This is a genomic window from Micromonospora sp. L31 (assembly GCF_052068075.1).
GTDB lineage: Bacteria > Actinomycetota > Actinomycetes > Mycobacteriales > Micromonosporaceae > Micromonospora > Micromonospora purpureochromogenes.
In genome coordinates this window covers 295,106-310,776 of sequence record NZ_JBQHDC010000006.1, presented here as the reverse complement: position 1 = coordinate 310,776, position 15,671 = coordinate 295,106, and the positions used below count along the sequence as shown (strand labels likewise).

The 15,671-nt window shown below is 74.2% G+C and carries 11 protein-coding genes and 1 pseudogene; 10 read left to right on the top strand and 2 right to left on the bottom strand.

Annotation, left to right across the window (positions count from 1 at the left end):
- The first annotated feature begins 159 nt into the window (after positions 1 to 159).
- The 3 genes from dxr to ispG are packed head-to-tail and all read left to right on the top strand — an operon-like array spanning position 160 to position 3,791.
- Positions 160 to 1,371, top strand: a complete 1,212-nt coding sequence (gene dxr / locus ACTMS9_RS18865; protein ID WP_154943506.1) for a 1-deoxy-D-xylulose-5-phosphate reductoisomerase — start codon at positions 160 to 162, stop codon at positions 1,369 to 1,371.
- The gene (locus ACTMS9_RS18860; RefSeq protein WP_441165589.1) at positions 1,371 to 2,609 is read left to right on the top strand and encodes a M50 family metallopeptidase; all 1,239 of its coding nucleotides are present in this window, start codon (positions 1,371 to 1,373) and stop codon (positions 2,607 to 2,609) included. Before dxr ends, ACTMS9_RS18860 begins: the two co-directional genes overlap by 1 nt.
- Positions 2,610 to 2,618: 9 nt before the next feature.
- A complete protein-coding gene (gene ispG, locus ACTMS9_RS18855) occupies positions 2,619 to 3,791 on the top strand; it encodes a flavodoxin-dependent (E)-4-hydroxy-3-methylbut-2-enyl-diphosphate synthase (protein ID WP_088963467.1) in 1,173 nt (390 codons plus the stop codon).
- Positions 3,792 to 3,891: 100 nt separating this feature from the next.
- Here ispG and ACTMS9_RS18850 read toward each other — a convergent pair whose 3' ends face one another.
- Positions 3,892 to 4,578, bottom strand: coding sequence for a winged helix-turn-helix transcriptional regulator (locus tag ACTMS9_RS18850; protein ID WP_280838733.1), 687 nt, complete (start codon positions 4,576 to 4,578; stop codon positions 3,892 to 3,894).
- 125 nt (positions 4,579 to 4,703) lie between these two features.
- Between ACTMS9_RS18850 and ACTMS9_RS18845 the strand changes: the two genes are divergently transcribed.
- Positions 4,704 to 5,537, top strand: a complete 834-nt coding sequence (locus ACTMS9_RS18845) for a class I SAM-dependent methyltransferase (protein ID WP_441165588.1) — start codon at positions 4,704 to 4,706, stop codon at positions 5,535 to 5,537.
- A 91-nt stretch (positions 5,538 to 5,628) separates the two neighbouring features.
- Here the strand turns inward: ACTMS9_RS18845 and ACTMS9_RS18840 are convergent.
- Positions 5,629 to 6,000, bottom strand: a pseudogene (locus ACTMS9_RS18840) (PadR family transcriptional regulator); the annotation flags it as partial.
- A 71-nt stretch (positions 6,001 to 6,071) separates the two neighbouring features.
- Here ACTMS9_RS18840 and ACTMS9_RS18835 point away from each other — a divergent pair.
- The 6 genes from ACTMS9_RS18835 to ACTMS9_RS18810 all read left to right on the top strand — a co-directional run bounded on the left by ACTMS9_RS18835 (position 6,072) and on the right by ACTMS9_RS18810 (position 15,639).
- Positions 6,072 to 7,295, top strand: a complete 1,224-nt coding sequence (locus ACTMS9_RS18835) for an MFS transporter (protein ID WP_441165587.1) — start codon at positions 6,072 to 6,074, stop codon at positions 7,293 to 7,295.
- Positions 7,296 to 7,341: 46 nt separating this feature from the next.
- On the top strand, positions 7,342 to 8,181 hold the full coding sequence (locus tag ACTMS9_RS18830) for a GNAT family N-acetyltransferase (protein WP_441165586.1): 840 nt from the start codon (positions 7,342 to 7,344) through the stop codon (positions 8,179 to 8,181).
- Between the two features lie 122 nt (positions 8,182 to 8,303).
- Positions 8,304 to 9,182, top strand: a complete 879-nt coding sequence (locus tag ACTMS9_RS18825; protein ID WP_441165585.1) for an ATP-binding cassette domain-containing protein — start codon at positions 8,304 to 8,306, stop codon at positions 9,180 to 9,182.
- Positions 9,179 to 11,329 carry a YhgE/Pip family protein gene (locus tag ACTMS9_RS18820; protein WP_441165584.1) on the top strand — a complete coding sequence of 717 codons (2,151 nt, stop codon included), beginning with the start codon at positions 9,179 to 9,181 and terminating at the stop codon, positions 11,327 to 11,329. The genes ACTMS9_RS18825 and ACTMS9_RS18820 overlap by 4 nt, the downstream gene beginning before the upstream one ends.
- A gap of 89 nt (positions 11,330 to 11,418) precedes the next feature.
- Positions 11,419 to 12,012, top strand: coding sequence for a TetR/AcrR family transcriptional regulator (locus tag ACTMS9_RS18815; RefSeq protein ID WP_441144447.1), 594 nt, complete (start codon positions 11,419 to 11,421; stop codon positions 12,010 to 12,012).
- Between the two features lie 123 nt (positions 12,013 to 12,135).
- On the top strand, positions 12,136 to 15,639 hold the full coding sequence (locus ACTMS9_RS18810) for an ATP-binding cassette domain-containing protein (RefSeq protein WP_441144445.1): 3,504 nt from the start codon (positions 12,136 to 12,138) through the stop codon (positions 15,637 to 15,639).
- The last annotated feature ends 32 nt before the right edge of the window (positions 15,640 to 15,671 follow it).

Sequence of the window (15,671 nt, the reverse complement as noted above, 5' to 3'; positions counted from 1 at the left end):
CTGGTGCCGGAGCTGCTGTCCCGGCGGTCGAGCTGGGTGTCAGCAGACTGTCCGCCGAGGGGTGAGCCCGGATGACCCAGGCCGCTTTCGCGCCCGAGCCGACGCCGCAGGGCTGAGGCTCCCAGCGGGCGCACAGTGACGCCGGGGCAGAATGGCCGCGTGACAACTCCCCGCGACCTCGTTCTGCTCGGCTCCACCGGCTCGATCGGCACCCAGGCCATCGACATCGTGCGGCGCAACCCGGACCGGTTCCGGGTGGTGGCGCTCGGGGCCGGCGGCGGCAACGTGGAGCTGCTCGCCGCGCAGGCCCTGGAGCTGGGCGTGGACGCGGTCGGGGTGGCGAAGTCCTCCGCCGCGCAGGACCTCCAGCTCGCCTTCTACGCCGAGGCGAGCCGGCGCGGCTGGGCCACCGGGGACTTCCGGCTGCCGAAGATCGTCGCCGGCCCGGACGCCATGACCGAGCTGGCGCAGTGGCCCTGCGACGTCGTACTCAACGGGGTGGTGGGGTCGTTGGGGCTGGCGCCGACCCTGGCGGCGCTGCGCGCCGGCCGTACCCTCGCCCTGGCCAACAAGGAGTCGCTGGTGGCCGGCGGCCCGCTGGTGAAGGCCGCGGTGACGCGGCCGGGGCAGATCGTGCCGGTGGACTCGGAGCACTCGGCGCTGGCGCAGTGCCTGCGCGGCGGGGCCCGCGGCGAGGTGCGCCGGCTGGTCGTCACCGCCAGCGGCGGGCCGTTCCGCGGCCGGCGCCGCGACGAGCTGACCGAGGTCACTCCCGCGCAGGCCCTGGCCCACCCCACCTGGAACATGGGCCCGGTCGTCACGATCAACTCCGCCACCATGGTCAACAAGGCGCTTGAGGTGATCGAGGCGCACGAGCTGTTCGACGTGCCCTACGCCGACATCACCGTGATGGTCCACCCGCAGTCGGTGATCCACTCGATGGTCGAGTTCGTCGACGGCTCCACCCTCGCCCAGGCCAGCCCGCCGGACATGCGGCTGCCGATCGCCCTCGGCCTCGGCTGGCCCGACCGGGTGGCCGACGCCGCCGCCGCGGTCGACTGGACCACCGCGCACACCTGGGAGTTCGCCCCGCTGGACGACGAGGCGTTCCCGGCGGTCGCTCTGGCCAAGGCCGCCGGCGAGACCGGCCGCTGCCGCCCGGCGATCTACAACGCGGCGAACGAGGAGTGCGTCGCCGCCTTCGTCGCCGGCCGGCTGCCCTTCCTCGGCATCGTCGACACCCTGCGCCGGGTGTTGGAGGAGGCACCCGATTTCGGCGAACCAGGTACCGTCGAGGACGTGCTCGCGGCCGAGTCGTGGGCACGAGCGCACGCGCAGGAGATCATCTCGGGGTCGGGGAAGGAAGCTTGATGCTCTATCTGCTCGGGGTGGTCGCGATCGCCCTGGGGATTCTCATCTCGGTGAGCCTGCACGAGGCGGGTCACATGCTGACCGCCAAGGCGTTCGGGATGAAGGTCACCCGCTACTTCGTCGGCTTCGGCCCGACCCTCTGGTCCTTCCGCCGCGGTGAGACCGAGTACGGCATCAAGGCCATCCCGCTCGGCGGCTTCTGCAAGATCGTCGGGATGACGCCGCAGGACGACGACGTCGAACCGGGCGACGAGCACCGGGCGATGTGGCGCTACCCGGTCTGGAAGCGGACGATCGTGATGTCCGCCGGCTCGGTGACCCACTTCGCCCTCGCGATCGTCGCCATCTGGCTCGTCGCGATGTTCGTGGGGATGCCGAACAAGGACCTGCCCAACCCGCTGCCGGCGCACGTCAAGGTCGTGGACTGCGTCATCCCCACCGACCCCCAGCGCGACTGCGCCCCCGGCGATCCGGCCAGCCCCGCCAGGCAGGCCGGGCTGCGCGACGACGACAAGATCCTCGCGGTGAACGGGACGCCGGTGGCCGACTACACCGAGCTGGTCAAGAAGGTCCGCGACCTGCCCCCGGGCAAGGCCACCATCCGCTACGAGCGCGACGGCGTGCAGAACGACGCCCAGGTGACGCTGGCCGCCGTGCAGCGCAAGCCGCTGGACGACCCGAACGGCGCCCCGAAGACCGTCTCCGCCCTCGGCGTCGCCGGCCCGGTCCCGCCGCCGGGCGTGCCGGCCACCGTCACGTACGGCCCGGTCGAGGCGATCCCGGCCACCGCCGGCTACACCAAGGACCTCGCCGTCGGCACCTACGAGGCGATGAAGCGGATCCCGCAGAAGGTGCCCGCCCTCTGGACCGCCGTCACCGGCGGCGAGCGGGACAAGGACACCCCGATCAGCGTGGTCGGCGCCAGCCGGCTCGGCGGCGAGGCGTTGGCGAACGGCTTCTGGCAGATGCTGCCCTTCCTGTTCATCTCGCTGAACTTCTTCGTCGGCGTGTTCAACCTGCTGCCGCTGCTGCCCCTCGACGGCGGCCACATCGCCATCGCCTGGTTCGAACGGGTCCGCTCCTGGCTGTACGCCCGGATCGGCCGCCGCGACCCGGGCCGGGTGGACTACATGAAGCTCATGCCGCTCACGTACGCGGTGATCCTGGTCGGTGGCGCCTTCACGCTGCTGACCGTCACCGCGGACGTCATCAATCCGATCACGCTCTTCTCAAGGTGAGTGCCTGAAGTGACCGCTGTCAGTCTCGGTATGCCCGCCGTACCGCCCCCGCCGCTGGCCCCCCGTCGGGCCAGCCGCCAGATCATGGTCGGCTCGGTGCCGGTCGGTGGCGGTGCGCCGGTCTCGGTGCAGTCGATGACCACCACCCTCACCTCCGACGTCAACGCCACCCTCCAGCAGATCGCCGAGCTGACCGCGTCCGGCTGCCAGATCGTCCGGGTCGCCGTGCCCAGCCAGGACGACGTCGAGGCGCTGCCGGCGATCGCGCGCAAGTCGCAGATCCCGGTGATCGCCGACATCCACTTCCAGCCGAAGTACGTCTTCGCCGCGATCGACGCCGGCTGCGCCGCCGTCCGGGTCAACCCGGGCAACATCCGGCAGTTCGACGACAAGGTCAAGGAGATCGCCAAGGCGGCCGGCGCGGCCGGCGTGCCGATCCGGATCGGCGTGAACGCCGGCTCGCTGGACAAGCGGCTGCTCGCCAAGTACGGCAAGGCCACCGCCGAGGCGCTGGTCGAGTCGGCGCTCTGGGAGTGCTCGCTCTTCGAGGAGCACGGGTTCCGGGACATCAAGATCTCGGTCAAGCACAACGACCCGGTGGTCATGATCCGGGCGTACCGGCAGCTCGCCGAGCAGTGCGACTACCCGCTGCACCTGGGCGTCACCGAGGCCGGCCCGGCGTTCCAGGGCACCATCAAGTCGGCGGTCGCCTTCGGCGCGCTGCTGGCCGAGGGGATCGGCGACACCATCCGGGTCTCGCTCTCCGCGCCGCCGGTCGAGGAGATCAAGGTCGGCAACCAGATCCTGGAGTCGCTGGGCCTGCGCGAGCGGGGCCTGGAAATCGTCTCCTGCCCGTCCTGCGGCCGGGCCCAGGTCGACGTCTACAAGCTGGCCGAGGAGGTCACCGCCGGCCTGGAGGGGCTGCCGGTGCCGCTGCGCGTCGCCGTCATGGGCTGCGTGGTGAACGGCCCGGGTGAGGCCCGCGAGGCCGACCTCGGCGTCGCCTCCGGCAACGGCAAGGGCCAGATCTTCGTCAAGGGCCAGGTCATCAAGACCGTGCCCGAGGGGCAGATCGTGGAGACGCTGATCGAGGAGGCGCTCCGCCTCGCCGACGAGATGGGCGCCGAGATCCCCGAGGAACTCCGCGACCTGGTCCCCGGCGCCACCGTCACCGTCCACTGACCGACGGAGTCGGCACGCGGGTGCGGCCGTCCCCGCGGGGACAGCCGCACCCGCCCTTCCCGGGCCGTACCGGCGGGCACGGCGGGGCCCTGGGTCGCGGTCAGGCCGTCGGCGTCGGTCTGGGTACGGCGGCGAATCCGGGCAGCGTGAACCACCGGGGCAGGGCCCGTCGGAGCGCTTCGGGGCCGGACACCGCCACCGCGCCGCCGCGAAGCGCCTCCGGCCAGCTGAGGTCGCCTCGCCAGACCCCCACCATGCCGCGCAGGCTCGCGGTCACCGTCACGGTCACGCCGTGGCCGGGATCCACATCGCAGACGTCGGCCTCCTCGCTGGTGATGACGAGCCACCAGTCACGAAGGGCGGCCGGCACGTCACGGAAGCGGAACTGGATGACGGTCCGCCCGTGCGGGACGGCGCTGTGATCGACGTTGCGGTGCATGTCCCACAGCAGCAGCTTCGGGTCCAGGTCCTCGTCCCCGAGTTCACCGATCCAGCGGACCCCCCACGCGCCGAGTGCTTCGAGCACCGGCCGCAGCTCCTGCCCGGCCTGGGTGGGGACGTACCGTACGTCGTTGCCGTCAGTGTGCCGCTCCACGACGCCGGCCCGGACGAGTTGGTGCAGCCGCCGGGACAGCAGGGTGGGTGACATCCGAGGCAGGCCGCGGCGCAGCTCGTTGAACCGCTGGGATCCGCTCACCAGCTCCCGGACGACGAGCAGCGTCCACCGCTCGTCGAGGAGTTCCATGGCCTTCGCGACCGGACAGAACTGCTGGTAGGAGGTCCCCATGGCTGCAGGCTATGCCGCCTGCGCAACCGGGATCAGGACCGGCCGGCCGCCGATACAGATCTCGTACTAGTTCGCCTGTCTTCCGCTGCCTAGCGTCTGAGGGCAAGACGGGTGGAGGACACGTGATGATCGAGCAGACCGATGCGATGGAGATCGACCGGGCCGTGAAGACCCGGCATCGACAGATGTGGGCACTGGGTAACTACCCCGCGCTCGCCGAGGAGATCATCCCGGAACTGGGTGCGATCCTGGTCCGGGCGGCCGGTGTGAAACCGGGGGACCGGGTGCTGGACGTGGCCGCAGGCACCGGCAACGCGGCCATTCCGGCAGCGCTGGCCGGGGCCAGCGTGCTGGCCAGCGACCTCACCCCGGAGTTGTTGGCGGCCGGCCGGGCGCTCGCCGCAGAGCGTGGTGCCGAGCTGGAGTGGCAGCAGGCCGACGCCGAGGACCTCCCGTACGCCGACGGCGAGTTCGACACGGTGCTGTCCTGTGTGGGCGTGATGTTCGCTCCCCGGCACCAGGTCAGCGCCGACGAACTGGTCCGGGTCTGCCGGCCGGACGGGACGATCGGCTTGCTCAACTGGACGCCCGAAGGCTTCATCGGTCAGCTGTTCGCCACGATGAAGCCGTACGCGCCACCACCGCCGCCCGGCGCGCAGCCCCCGCCGCTCTGGGGCAGCGAGGAGCACGTCCGCGCACTGCTGGGTGACCGGGCCACCGACGTCGTCACGCGCCGCCAGACCGTCATGGTCGACAGGTTCGCCGGCCCCGACGCGTTTCGCGACTACTTCAAGACCCACTACGGACCGACGATCTCCGTGTACCGGGCGATCGCCGGCGACCCCGAGCGGGTGGCCGCCCTCGACCACGACCTCACCCAGTTGGCGCGGCGGCACACGCCGGACGACGGCGTGATGCGGTGGGAGTATCTGCTTCTCACGGCGCACAAGTGCGGTTGACGCCAGCTCCGGCAGGAGCGGCGGCCACCGGCTGGACCGCCACTCCTGCCCGGGGGGACGAGGCCGCGGGGGAGCGACCGCCGGGCGGCGGTCACTCGGATTCGGCGAGGATGGCGTACAGCTTGCGGCGGGTCTCGTCGAGGACCTGGGCGGCGCGTTCCCGCTGGTCGTCGGTGCCGGTCATCATCACCTGGCGCAGCGCGTGCATCGCCTGCGCGCCGGCGTCGCGGATGTCGTGCCAGCTGTTGACGGTGTTCTCGGCGAAGTCCGCCCAGGGTGGGGTCTGCGCCGCGGCGGCGGCCTCCTCGCGGCCGGCGTCGGTGAGGCCGAACCGCTTCCGTCCACCGGTGGAGGAGTCCGCGCTGGCCTCGATAACCCCCTCGTCCTCCAGCAGCTGGAGGGTCGGGTAGATCGAGCCGGGGCTGGGCCGCCAGGCCCCGCCGGTGCGGGAGTCGATCTCCCAACGTGTCGGCGACAAGTGGGTTGGCGGAGGCCCGGTACCAAACCGTACGTACGTCTTGTTAGAGTGTCGGCGTGCGCCTGCTTCCCGAACCGGGTCCGGCCCGGACCCTCGCCCTCTCCACCCTGGTCAACACGGTCGGCCGGGGCACCTGGCTGACCGTCAGCGCGCTCTTCCTCACCCGCTCGGTCGGCCTCTCGGTGCGCGAGGTCGGCGTCGGCCTCACCGTCACCGCGCTGGTCAGCCTGATCGCCAGCACGCCGATGGGGTACCTGGCCGACCGGCACGGCCCGCGCGGAATCCAGCTCGCCGCGCTGGTCGCCTCCGGCGTCTTCACCGCCGCCCTGGTGACCGTCCGGTCGTTCCCGACGTTCCTGGTCGTCGGGGTGCTGATGGCGGTCGCGGACGCCGCCAGCCGGGGTGCCCGGGGCGCGCTGATCGCCGGAGCCGTCCCCGCCGACCAGCGGGTCCGCACCCGGGCCTGGCTGCGCGCCGTCACCAACGTCGGGATCTCGGTCGGCGCCGTGGTCGCCGGCGTCGGGCTCGCCGCCGACACCCGCGGCGCGTACGTCGCGCTGATCCTGCTCGACTGCGTCACCTACCTGCTGGCGGCGGTGGTGCTGCTCCGGCTGGCGCCGGTCCCGCCGGTGCCGGCGCCCACGCACGGGCCACGGCTGATCGCGCTGCGGGACCGCCCCTTCCTGGCGTTCACCGTGCTCGACGGGCTGATGTCGATGCACTTCGGGCTGCTCAACATCGCCCTGCCGCTCTGGATCGCCGACCACACCACGGCGCCGCACTGGCTCATCTCCGCCTGCATGCTGGTCAACACGGTGACCGTGGTGCTCTTCCAGGTGCGCGCCTCCCGGGGCACCGAGGAGCTGCCCGGGGCCGCGCGCGCCGCCCGGCGGGCGGGCGTGGTCATCGCGGTGGCCTGCGCGCTCTTCGCCGCCAGCGCCGGCGTGCCGACCGCGGTCGCCGTGGCGCTGCTGCTGGCCGGGGCGCTCGTGCACGTGGTCGGCGAGCTGTGGCACGCGGCGGCGGGCTGGGGCATCTCCTTCGGCCTGGCCCCGGCCCGGGCGCAGGGCCAGTACCAGGGGGCGTACGGGATGGGCATGCAGTTCGGCGGGATGGTCGCCCCGGTGGTGGTGACCAGTCTCGCGGTCGGCTGGGGCGCGCCGGGCTGGCTGGTGCTCGGCGGGTTGTTCCTGGTGCTCGGCGCGCTGGTGCCGCCGGTGGTGCGGTGGGCGGCGCGGACCCGGCCGGCCGAGCCGGTGGCTGAACCTGTCACCGTCTGACCGGTCGGCCGGCGATTGGCCGCCCACATCTGGCAGGCTGGTAGCCGTGCTGACGATGCCGGTACGCCAACTGGGGGAGTCGGAGCGCCGCGCGGTCGAGCGGCTGCTCGACCTCGACCCGTTCGCGGGCGCGCAGGTCGCCGAGCGGGTCGCCGCCCGTGGCCTGGCCTGGTGGCGGGCCGAGGGGCGGATCCTGGGGTACGGGGCGCGCCGCAACCTGGAGTCGATCTGCTGGCTGGGCGGGAACCTCACCCCGGTGCTCGCCTCGGAGCCGGCCGTCGCCGCCTTCGCCGATCAGCTCTCCGCCGAGGAGCGCCTCTGCTCCTCGATAGTCGGGCGGGCCGACGCCGTGCTCGGCCTCTGGGACCGGCTGTCCACCCACTGGGGTCCGGCCCGGGACGTCCGCCCCAACCAGCCGCTGCTGGCCACCGACGCGCTGCCCCCGGTCTCCGCCGACCCGCAGGTACGTCGGGTGTGCGCCGCCGAGATCGACCGGCTCTTCCCGGCGGCGGTGGCGATGTACACCGAGGAGGTCGGCGTCTCGCCGCTGGCCGAGGACGGTGGACGGGCCTACCGGCGGCGGGTCACCGACCTGGTGCGGGCCGGTCGGGCGTACGCCCGCTTCGTCGACGGCCGCGTGGTCTTCAAGGCCGAGTTGGCAGTGGTGACCCGGCGTACCGCCCAGGTGCAGGGGGTCTGGGTGGCCCCCGAGTGGCGCGGGCGGGGGATCGCCACCGCGGCGATGGCGGCGGTGGTGCGCGACGCGCTGCTGCGGGTCGCGCCGACCGTGAGCCTCTACGTCAACGACTTCAACCTGCCCGCCCGCCGGGTCTACGAGCGCTGCGGCTTCCAGCCGGTCGGCACCCTCGCCACCGTGCTGTTCTGATCCGTCCCGCCCGCCGGCCATGGCGGGGATCACGCCCGCCCCGGTCCGGGAACCGGACGTACGGCGCTATGCTGGGCATGTTTTTATACTGACCAGTCAGTTCAAGCATGTCGGGATGTCGGATGAGGATCGTCGAGGCGCACGGGCTGGGGCTGCGCACCCGGCGAGGCTGGGTGTACCGGGACGTCGACCTGACCGCCGAGGCGGGTGAGCTGCACGTCGTCACCGGGCCGCCCGGCAGCGGGCGCACCTCGCTGCTGCTCGCCCTGGCCGGCCGCTTCCCGCACAACGAGGGCACCCTGCGCACCCGGGGGCCGGCCGCGCTCGGCCAGGTCGCCGGGGTGCACGAGCCCGACCCCGCGCTCACCGTCGCCGAGCACATCCAGGAGCGGCTGCTGCTGCTCGGGCCCGTCCCGCGCCGCCGGCGCCAACTGGTGCCGGTGGCCGCCGTCCGGGCCCGCCGGGCGTACCGACGGGACGCCTTCGCCGCCGCGATCGCCGGGGCGGGCTTCACCGACGTACCCCTCGATCCGGACGTGCGCGGCCGCGACCTCACCCCGCAGCAGCGGCAGGTCCTCGGCCTGGTCCTGGCCACCCTGAGCGGCCCCAGCCTGATCGTCGCCGACGACGTGGACGCCGGCTCCGACGCCCCCGAACGGGCCTGGCTCTTCGATGCCCTGGCCCGCCTCGCCGACCAGGGCTACGCGGTGGTCGCCAGCGCCCGCGCGGTCGAGCCCGGCGCCCGGGCCGTCGTGCACCGGCTCGGCGACCCGTCGCTGCCGGTCCGGCCCGACCTGAGCCTCCCGGCCACCACCGCCCCGGGCACCGTCGCCGTCCCCGCCCAGGCCGTCCCGACGGACGCCGCCGTCCCGACGAACGCCACCGACCCGGACGCGACCGCCGACCCGGACGCGACCGCCGACCCGGACGCGACCGTCGACCCGGAGGGCGCCGGCGAGCCCGCCACCCCCGACTTCGTCGACCCCGAGGTGAACCGATGAGCGTCTTCCGCCTCGCCCGCTTCGAGCTGCGCCGGATGACCCGGGGCCGGCTGCCGCGCGCCGCGCTCGCCGTGCTGACCGTGATCCCCCTGCTCTACGGCGCCCTCTACCTCTACGCCTTCTGGGACCCGTACGGGCGCATGGACCGGATCCCGGTGGCGCTGGTCAACGCCGACCGGCCCGCCACCGCCGGCGACGGCAGGGTGGTGCACGCCGGCCAGGACCTCACCGACGAGCTGCTCGACCGCAAGGTCTTCGGCTGGCACGTGACCGACGCCGACGACGCCACGGCCGGCCTGCGCAGCGGCCGCTACCACCTGGTCTTCTCCATCCCGACGGACTTCTCCGCCACCCTCGTCGCCAGCCCCGAGCCCGACCAGCCGGCCCGCCGCGGCGAGCTGCGGGTGGTCAACGACGACGCCACCAACTACCTCTCCGGCCTGCTCGCCCGCTCCGCGTTCAGCGAGATCCGGGCCGCCGCCGCGGAGAGCACCGCCAGCGGCTACTTCGACAAGATGCTGGTCGGCTTCACCGACCTGAAGGCCGAGACCGGCAAGGCCGCCGACGGCGCCGGCCAGCTCGCCGACGGGCTCGGCACCTCCCAGGACGGCGCCGGGCAGCTCGCCGACGGGCTGGGCCGCTCGGAAGCGGGCGCCGGGCAGCTCGCCGCCGGGCTGGGCCGCAGCGCCCAGGGCGCCGACCAGCTCTCCTCCGGCCTCGACGAACTCCGCACCGGTGCGACCCAGCTCGCCGACGGCAGCGCCCAGGCGGCCACCGCCACCCGGGCCGCCGCCGACAAGGTCGACGCCCTCGCCGACCGGGCCGAGCCGTTCCTGCACGAGAACGCCGACGAGATCGGCAGGGCCGCCACCGTCATCGCCGAGGGCGCCGACGCGCTGGCCGACGGGCTCGACACGCTGCCCGGGCAGGCCGACGTCGTGCTGACCCAGGCGCGCAAGGTCGCCGACCGCCTCGACGCGCTCGTCGCGGCGCATCCCGAACTCGCCGACGACCCGACCGTCACCGCCGCCCGCGCCGCCGCCGACAAGGCCGTCGCCGAGGCCGAGGAACTGGCCGCCACCATCGACCGGACCGACCTGGCCGCGCTGCAGAAGAAGATGCGGGAGGTCGCCGCCGCCGCCCGCGAGGTGGCCGCCGCCGCGCCGCACCTCGCCGACGACGTGGCCGGCGCCAAGACCAAGGTGCACCGGCTCGCGGACGCCATCGACCGGATCGCGAAGGGCAACGCCGAGCTGCGGGACGGGCTCGGCACCGCCGCCACCGGCGCCGACCAGCTGCGGGGCGGACTGTTCCGGCTCTCCACCGGGGCCCGGGACCTCGACGGCGGGCTCGCCCGGCTCAGCGGGGGCGGCGACCGGCTCGCCGCCGGCCTGACCAAGCTGGAGGGCGGCGCCGGCCAGCTCGCCGACGGGCTCACCGCGGGGGAGAAGAAGATCCCCGGGTACGACGACGCGGCCGACCGGGCCGGCATCCTCGGCGACCCGGTCTCGCTGGACCGCACGTCCGAGCACCCCGCCGGCTCGTACGGCGTCGGGTTCGCCCCGTACTTCCTCGGGCTGGCGCTCTGGGTCGGCGCGATGATCACGTACATGCTGCTGCGGCCGGTGAACCGGCGGCACGTGATGTCCGACGCGCCCGCCTGGCGGGTCGCCCTCGCCGGCTGGCTGCCCGCCGTGGCGATCGGACTGGCCCAGGCCGGGGTGCTCTTCACCGTGGTCACCCTGGTGCTCGGCCTCGACCCGGAGTACCCGGCGGCGGCGTTCGGGCTGCTCGCGCTGACCTCGCTGGCCTTCACCGCGATCATGCAGTGGCTCGGCGCGCAGCTCGGCCCGGCCGGGCGGCTCGCCTCGCTGGCCCTGCTGATGCTCCAGCTCACCTCCTCCGGCGGCACCTACCCGGTGCAGACCTCGCCCGACTTCTTCCAGGCCGTCCACCCGTGGCTGCCGATGACGTACGTGGTGCAGGGGCTGCGGCACAGCATCAACGGCGGGTCGTCGGCGACCGTGGTCACCGCCGCGCTGGTCATCGTCGCCTTCGGCGCGGCGGCATTGGTGCTCACCGTCGGCGCGGCGCGCCGGTCCCGGCGACTGACCCCGGCGAAGCTGCACCCCGAACTGACCATGTGAGGATGCTGATGGGCCGGACGGGGGTACGAGAGCCCCTCCCCGGCTCGCACCGGTCCGCCACGGGCCGGTCGGGCGGACGGGGAGGGCGAGTGACGGACGGACGGTCGCGGCGGCGGGAGGACACCCGGCAGCGCCTCTTCGTGGCGGCGGTGGAACTCATCGCCGAGCAGGGCTTCTCCGCCACCACCGTGGACGACATCGCGGCCCGCGCCGGGGTGGCCAAGGGCACCGTCTACTACAACTTCGAGTCCAAGACGGTCCTCTTCGAGGAGCTGCTGCGGCACGGCATCGGCCTGCTCACCGCCGACTTCCGGGCCGCCGTGGCCGGCCTGCCGCCGCGCGAGGCGCTCGCCGCCCTGGTCCGCGCCGAGCTGGAGTACATCCGGCGCTACCGGGCCTTCGCCCAGCTGCTGCTCTCGGAGATGTGGCGGACCAACCGCGAGTGGCAGCAGACCCTGCGCCTGCTGCGCGGGGAGGCGATCGAGGTGATCGCCGACACCGTCCGCGCCGGGGTGGCCAGCGGTGACCTCCCCGCAGACCTGGACGTGCGGACCGCCTCGTCGGCGCTGTTCGGCGTCGGTCTGGTGGTGGCCGTGGACTGGCTGGTCTTCCAGCCGGACCGGCCGATCGAGGACGTGCAGGAGGCGCTGTTCGGCATCGTCCGGCGGGTCGCCCAGACCTGACCTCCGGGGGCCGCCGCGCAGGTCGGGGCGCGGGTGGGGGCGCGGTAAATGCGTTGAATCGTCGCGGCCGGAGGACCAGGCTGGGACGTACCGCCACCACCCCGAGTCCGGAGGGACCCTCCCATGCGCCTGCTCCGTGATCTCTGGGCCACCGCGCCACGCCGGATGACGGTCGTGGTCGTCCTGATCGTGCTCGGCGCCGCCGGGCAGGCCGCCGCCTCGGCCCTGGCCGGTCCGGTCCTGGTGCACCGGTCCGCCGCCTTCTTCGCGCTGCTGGTGCTGGCGCTGGTCGCCGCCGTCCTGAGCGATCTCGTCATCGGCCTGCTGATGGCCGGGCTCACCGCCGACTGGTCCGCCGACGTCCGCCGCCGGCTCTGCCGGGTGGCGCTCGGGCAGGACCTGACCACTCTGGAGACCACTCCGGTCGGCGAGCTGCTGGACCGGATCGACAACGACGTCTACCAGGTCGCCTCCGAGCTGCGGAACACCGGCGTACGGCTCGTCCAGGGGCTGGCGGTCTGCCTGCTGGCCACGGTCAGCGCCCTGTTCGTCTGGTGGCCTGCCGGTGTCGGCATGCTCCTGCTCACCGCCCTGCTCGGCGTCGTGCTGCGTCGCCCCACCGCGCGCATCGCCCCGGCCCGGATGGCCGAGGAGGAGGCCTGGTCGGACCTCGCCGCCGTGATGGAGGAGGCGGTGCACGGCCAGGACGACGTGCGGACCAGCCTGGCCCGGCCGTACGTGCTGCGCCTCTACGCCGGGCGCGCCGCCGAGGTGCTGGCCCGGTGCCGGCGGGTGTTCCTGATGTCCGCCCGGGTCACCACGATCGCCGCCGGCGCGATCCGCGCCGGCATCGCCGCCGTGGTGCTCGGCGGGGCGTGGGCGCTGGCCACCGGCCGGATCGACGGCGCCCGGCTGACCGCGATCTGGCTGCTCGCCATCGCCTTCGGGGCCACCGTCGAGCACCTCGCCCGCTGGGTGCCCCACCTGCAGTACGCGCTCGGCGCGTGGGCCCGGGTGCAGCTGCTCTCCGACGCCCGGCAGGAGCCGGCGGGCGGCGCGGCCCCGGCCGAGGGCGACCTCAGCGTCCGCGGGCTCACCTTCCAGTACCCGGACACCGCCGACGGGGAGCGGGGGCCGGCGCTGCGCGACATCCGGCTCACCTTCGCCCGCGGCCGGTCGTACGCCCTGGTCGGGCGGACCGGGTCGGGCAAGTCGACGCTGGCCAAGGTGCTCACCCGCGCGGTCGACGTGCCGCGCGGCACGGTCTTCCTCGGCGACGCCGACCTGGTGGACCTGGACGTCGAGCAGTTGCGCCGGTGGGTGGCCGTGGTCCCGCAGCGCACCGAGATCCTGGCCGGGACGCTGGCCGAGAACGTCGCGCTCTTCGACCCCGACCTGCTCGACGACGCCACCCGGGCGCTGGAGGAGCTGGGGCTGGCCGGCTGGATCGCCGAGCTGCCCGACGGCGTCCGGACCCGGCTGGGCGAGGGCGGGCACGTCCTCTCCGCCGGTCAGGAACAGCTGGTGGCGTTCGCCCGGATCCTGGTCCGCGACCCGCACGTGGTGATCCTCGACGAGGCCACCGCCCGGTTGGACCCGGTCACCGAGACCCGGGTGCGCCAGGCCACCGAGCGGCTGCTCACCGACCGGATCGGCATCGTCATCGCGCACCGCCTTTCCTCGGTGCGCCGCTGCGACGAGGTGGTGGTGATGGCCGACGGCGCGGTGCTGGAGGCGGGCCCGCTGCGCGAGTCGGAACGCTTCGCCGAGCTGCTGGCCAGCAGCCACGCCGCCGCGTACGCCCCGGCCGGCGCCGGCCGGGGCGGGGTGGACCTGCTGCCCGGGCCGCGCGACCCGTGGGAGGTGGAGCCGTCGGCGTCGGCACCGGCGCCGGTCGAGCGGCCGGCCACCGTGGCGGTGCCGAAGACCGACCCGCCGCCGCTGCCCGCGCCGCCGCCCGCGCGCACCATGCGGGAGATCCTCCGGCTGGGCACCAACGACCCGAGGTACGGCCTGGTGTCGGTCGCCATGTTCGTGGTGATGACGCTGCTCGGCCTGGACGGCGCGGTGCTGCCCTGGCTCTGGGCGGACGTGGTCGACGGCGGCAGCCCGTGGCTGCCCGCGCTCGGCATCGCCGCCGCGCTGCTGGTCGTCCTGCCGCTGCCGTTCTACACCAACCTGTGGTTCCCGCAGTGGTGGGTACGCCAGATGCTGCGGATCAGCCTGCGCCTGGTGCACGGGCAGACCGGGGCTCGCCGGGTCAGCGGGCACACCCCGGCGGAGGTGGTCGCCCAGAGCGGTGACACCGAGCGGGTGGTGCAGCTCGCCGACAACCTGATGGACCAGTTCATCGCCCTGGCGATCGTGGCCACCATGACGGCGGTGACCGGCAGCTTCGTACCGGCGCTCTTCTTCGCCGGGACGATGGTGGTCTCCGGGCTGGCGGCGACGCTGTTCGGGCCCCGGCTGGAGCGGTCCGCCCGGGGCACGGTGGCGGCGCGGGCGGCCTTCGCCACCGCGCTGGTCTCCGCGCTCTCCGCGGCCCGCACGGTGAAGCTGGCCGGCGCCACCCGGCCGGTGCTGACCCACCTGGCCGCCCTGGACACCGTGCGCAGCGACCGGCAGCGCCGGGAGATCTCCGCGCAGGTATGGGCACGGTCCACGCCGTCGCTGGTCAGCGGCCTGCTGCCGATCGGCGCGTGGGCGCTCTACCTGGCCGGTGGGCTCTCCGCCGGGGCGACCCTGGTGGCGGTCTCCACGCTCGGGGCGGCCCGCTGGTTCGCCTGGACCACCGCGTCACTGGTCTCGCACTACCCGTCGGCGCGGGTCTGGACCCGGCGGACGGCGGCGATGTGCGGGGTCGGGACGTACTCGGCGCCGGTCCCCGGGGTCGACCTGGCCGCCGGCACCGCGCCGGCGCCCGTGCCGCCGGCCCGGCGTCCGCTGCGCCGGCTGGAACTGGCCGGCTTCGGGGCCCTGCACTCAGACGGCACCCTGGCCGTGCGGGACGTCGACCTGACCGTCGACCGGGGCCAGCTGGTGCTGGTCGTCGGGCCGGTCGGCTCCGGCAAGTCCTCGCTGCTGCGCGCGCTGGCCGGGATCGTGCACCACATCGGCACGCTGCGCTGGAACGGCGAACCGGTGACCGAGCCGGAGCTGTTCCTGCGTCCGCAGCAGGTGGGGTACGTCGGGCAGCTGCCCCGGGTGCTCTCCGGCACGGTCGCCGACAACATCGCGCTCGGCCACGAGGTGGACGCGGCCGGGGCGGTGTCGACCGCGCAGCTCGACCACGACCTGGCCGCCGCCGGTGGTGGGCTCGGGCTGCTCATCGGGCACAAGGGGACCCGGCTCTCCGGCGGCCAGTTGCAGCGGCTGGCGCTGGCCCGGGCGCTGGCGCCGCGTACCGAGCTGCTGGTGGCCGACGACGTCTCGTCGGCGCTGGACGTCACCACCGAGCTGGCGCTCTGGGCGGCGCTGCGCGAGCACGGCGTGACCGTGGTCGGCTCGACGTCGAAACGCGCGGCGCTGGTGCGGGCCGACCACGTGGTGGTGCTGCGCGACGGGGCGGTCGCCGCGCAGGGCCCCTGGCGCGACCTGGAGGACGACTGGGGTCACCTGGCCGGCTGACCCCGGCCGGATGCTCCACGGTTTGCGGCGTG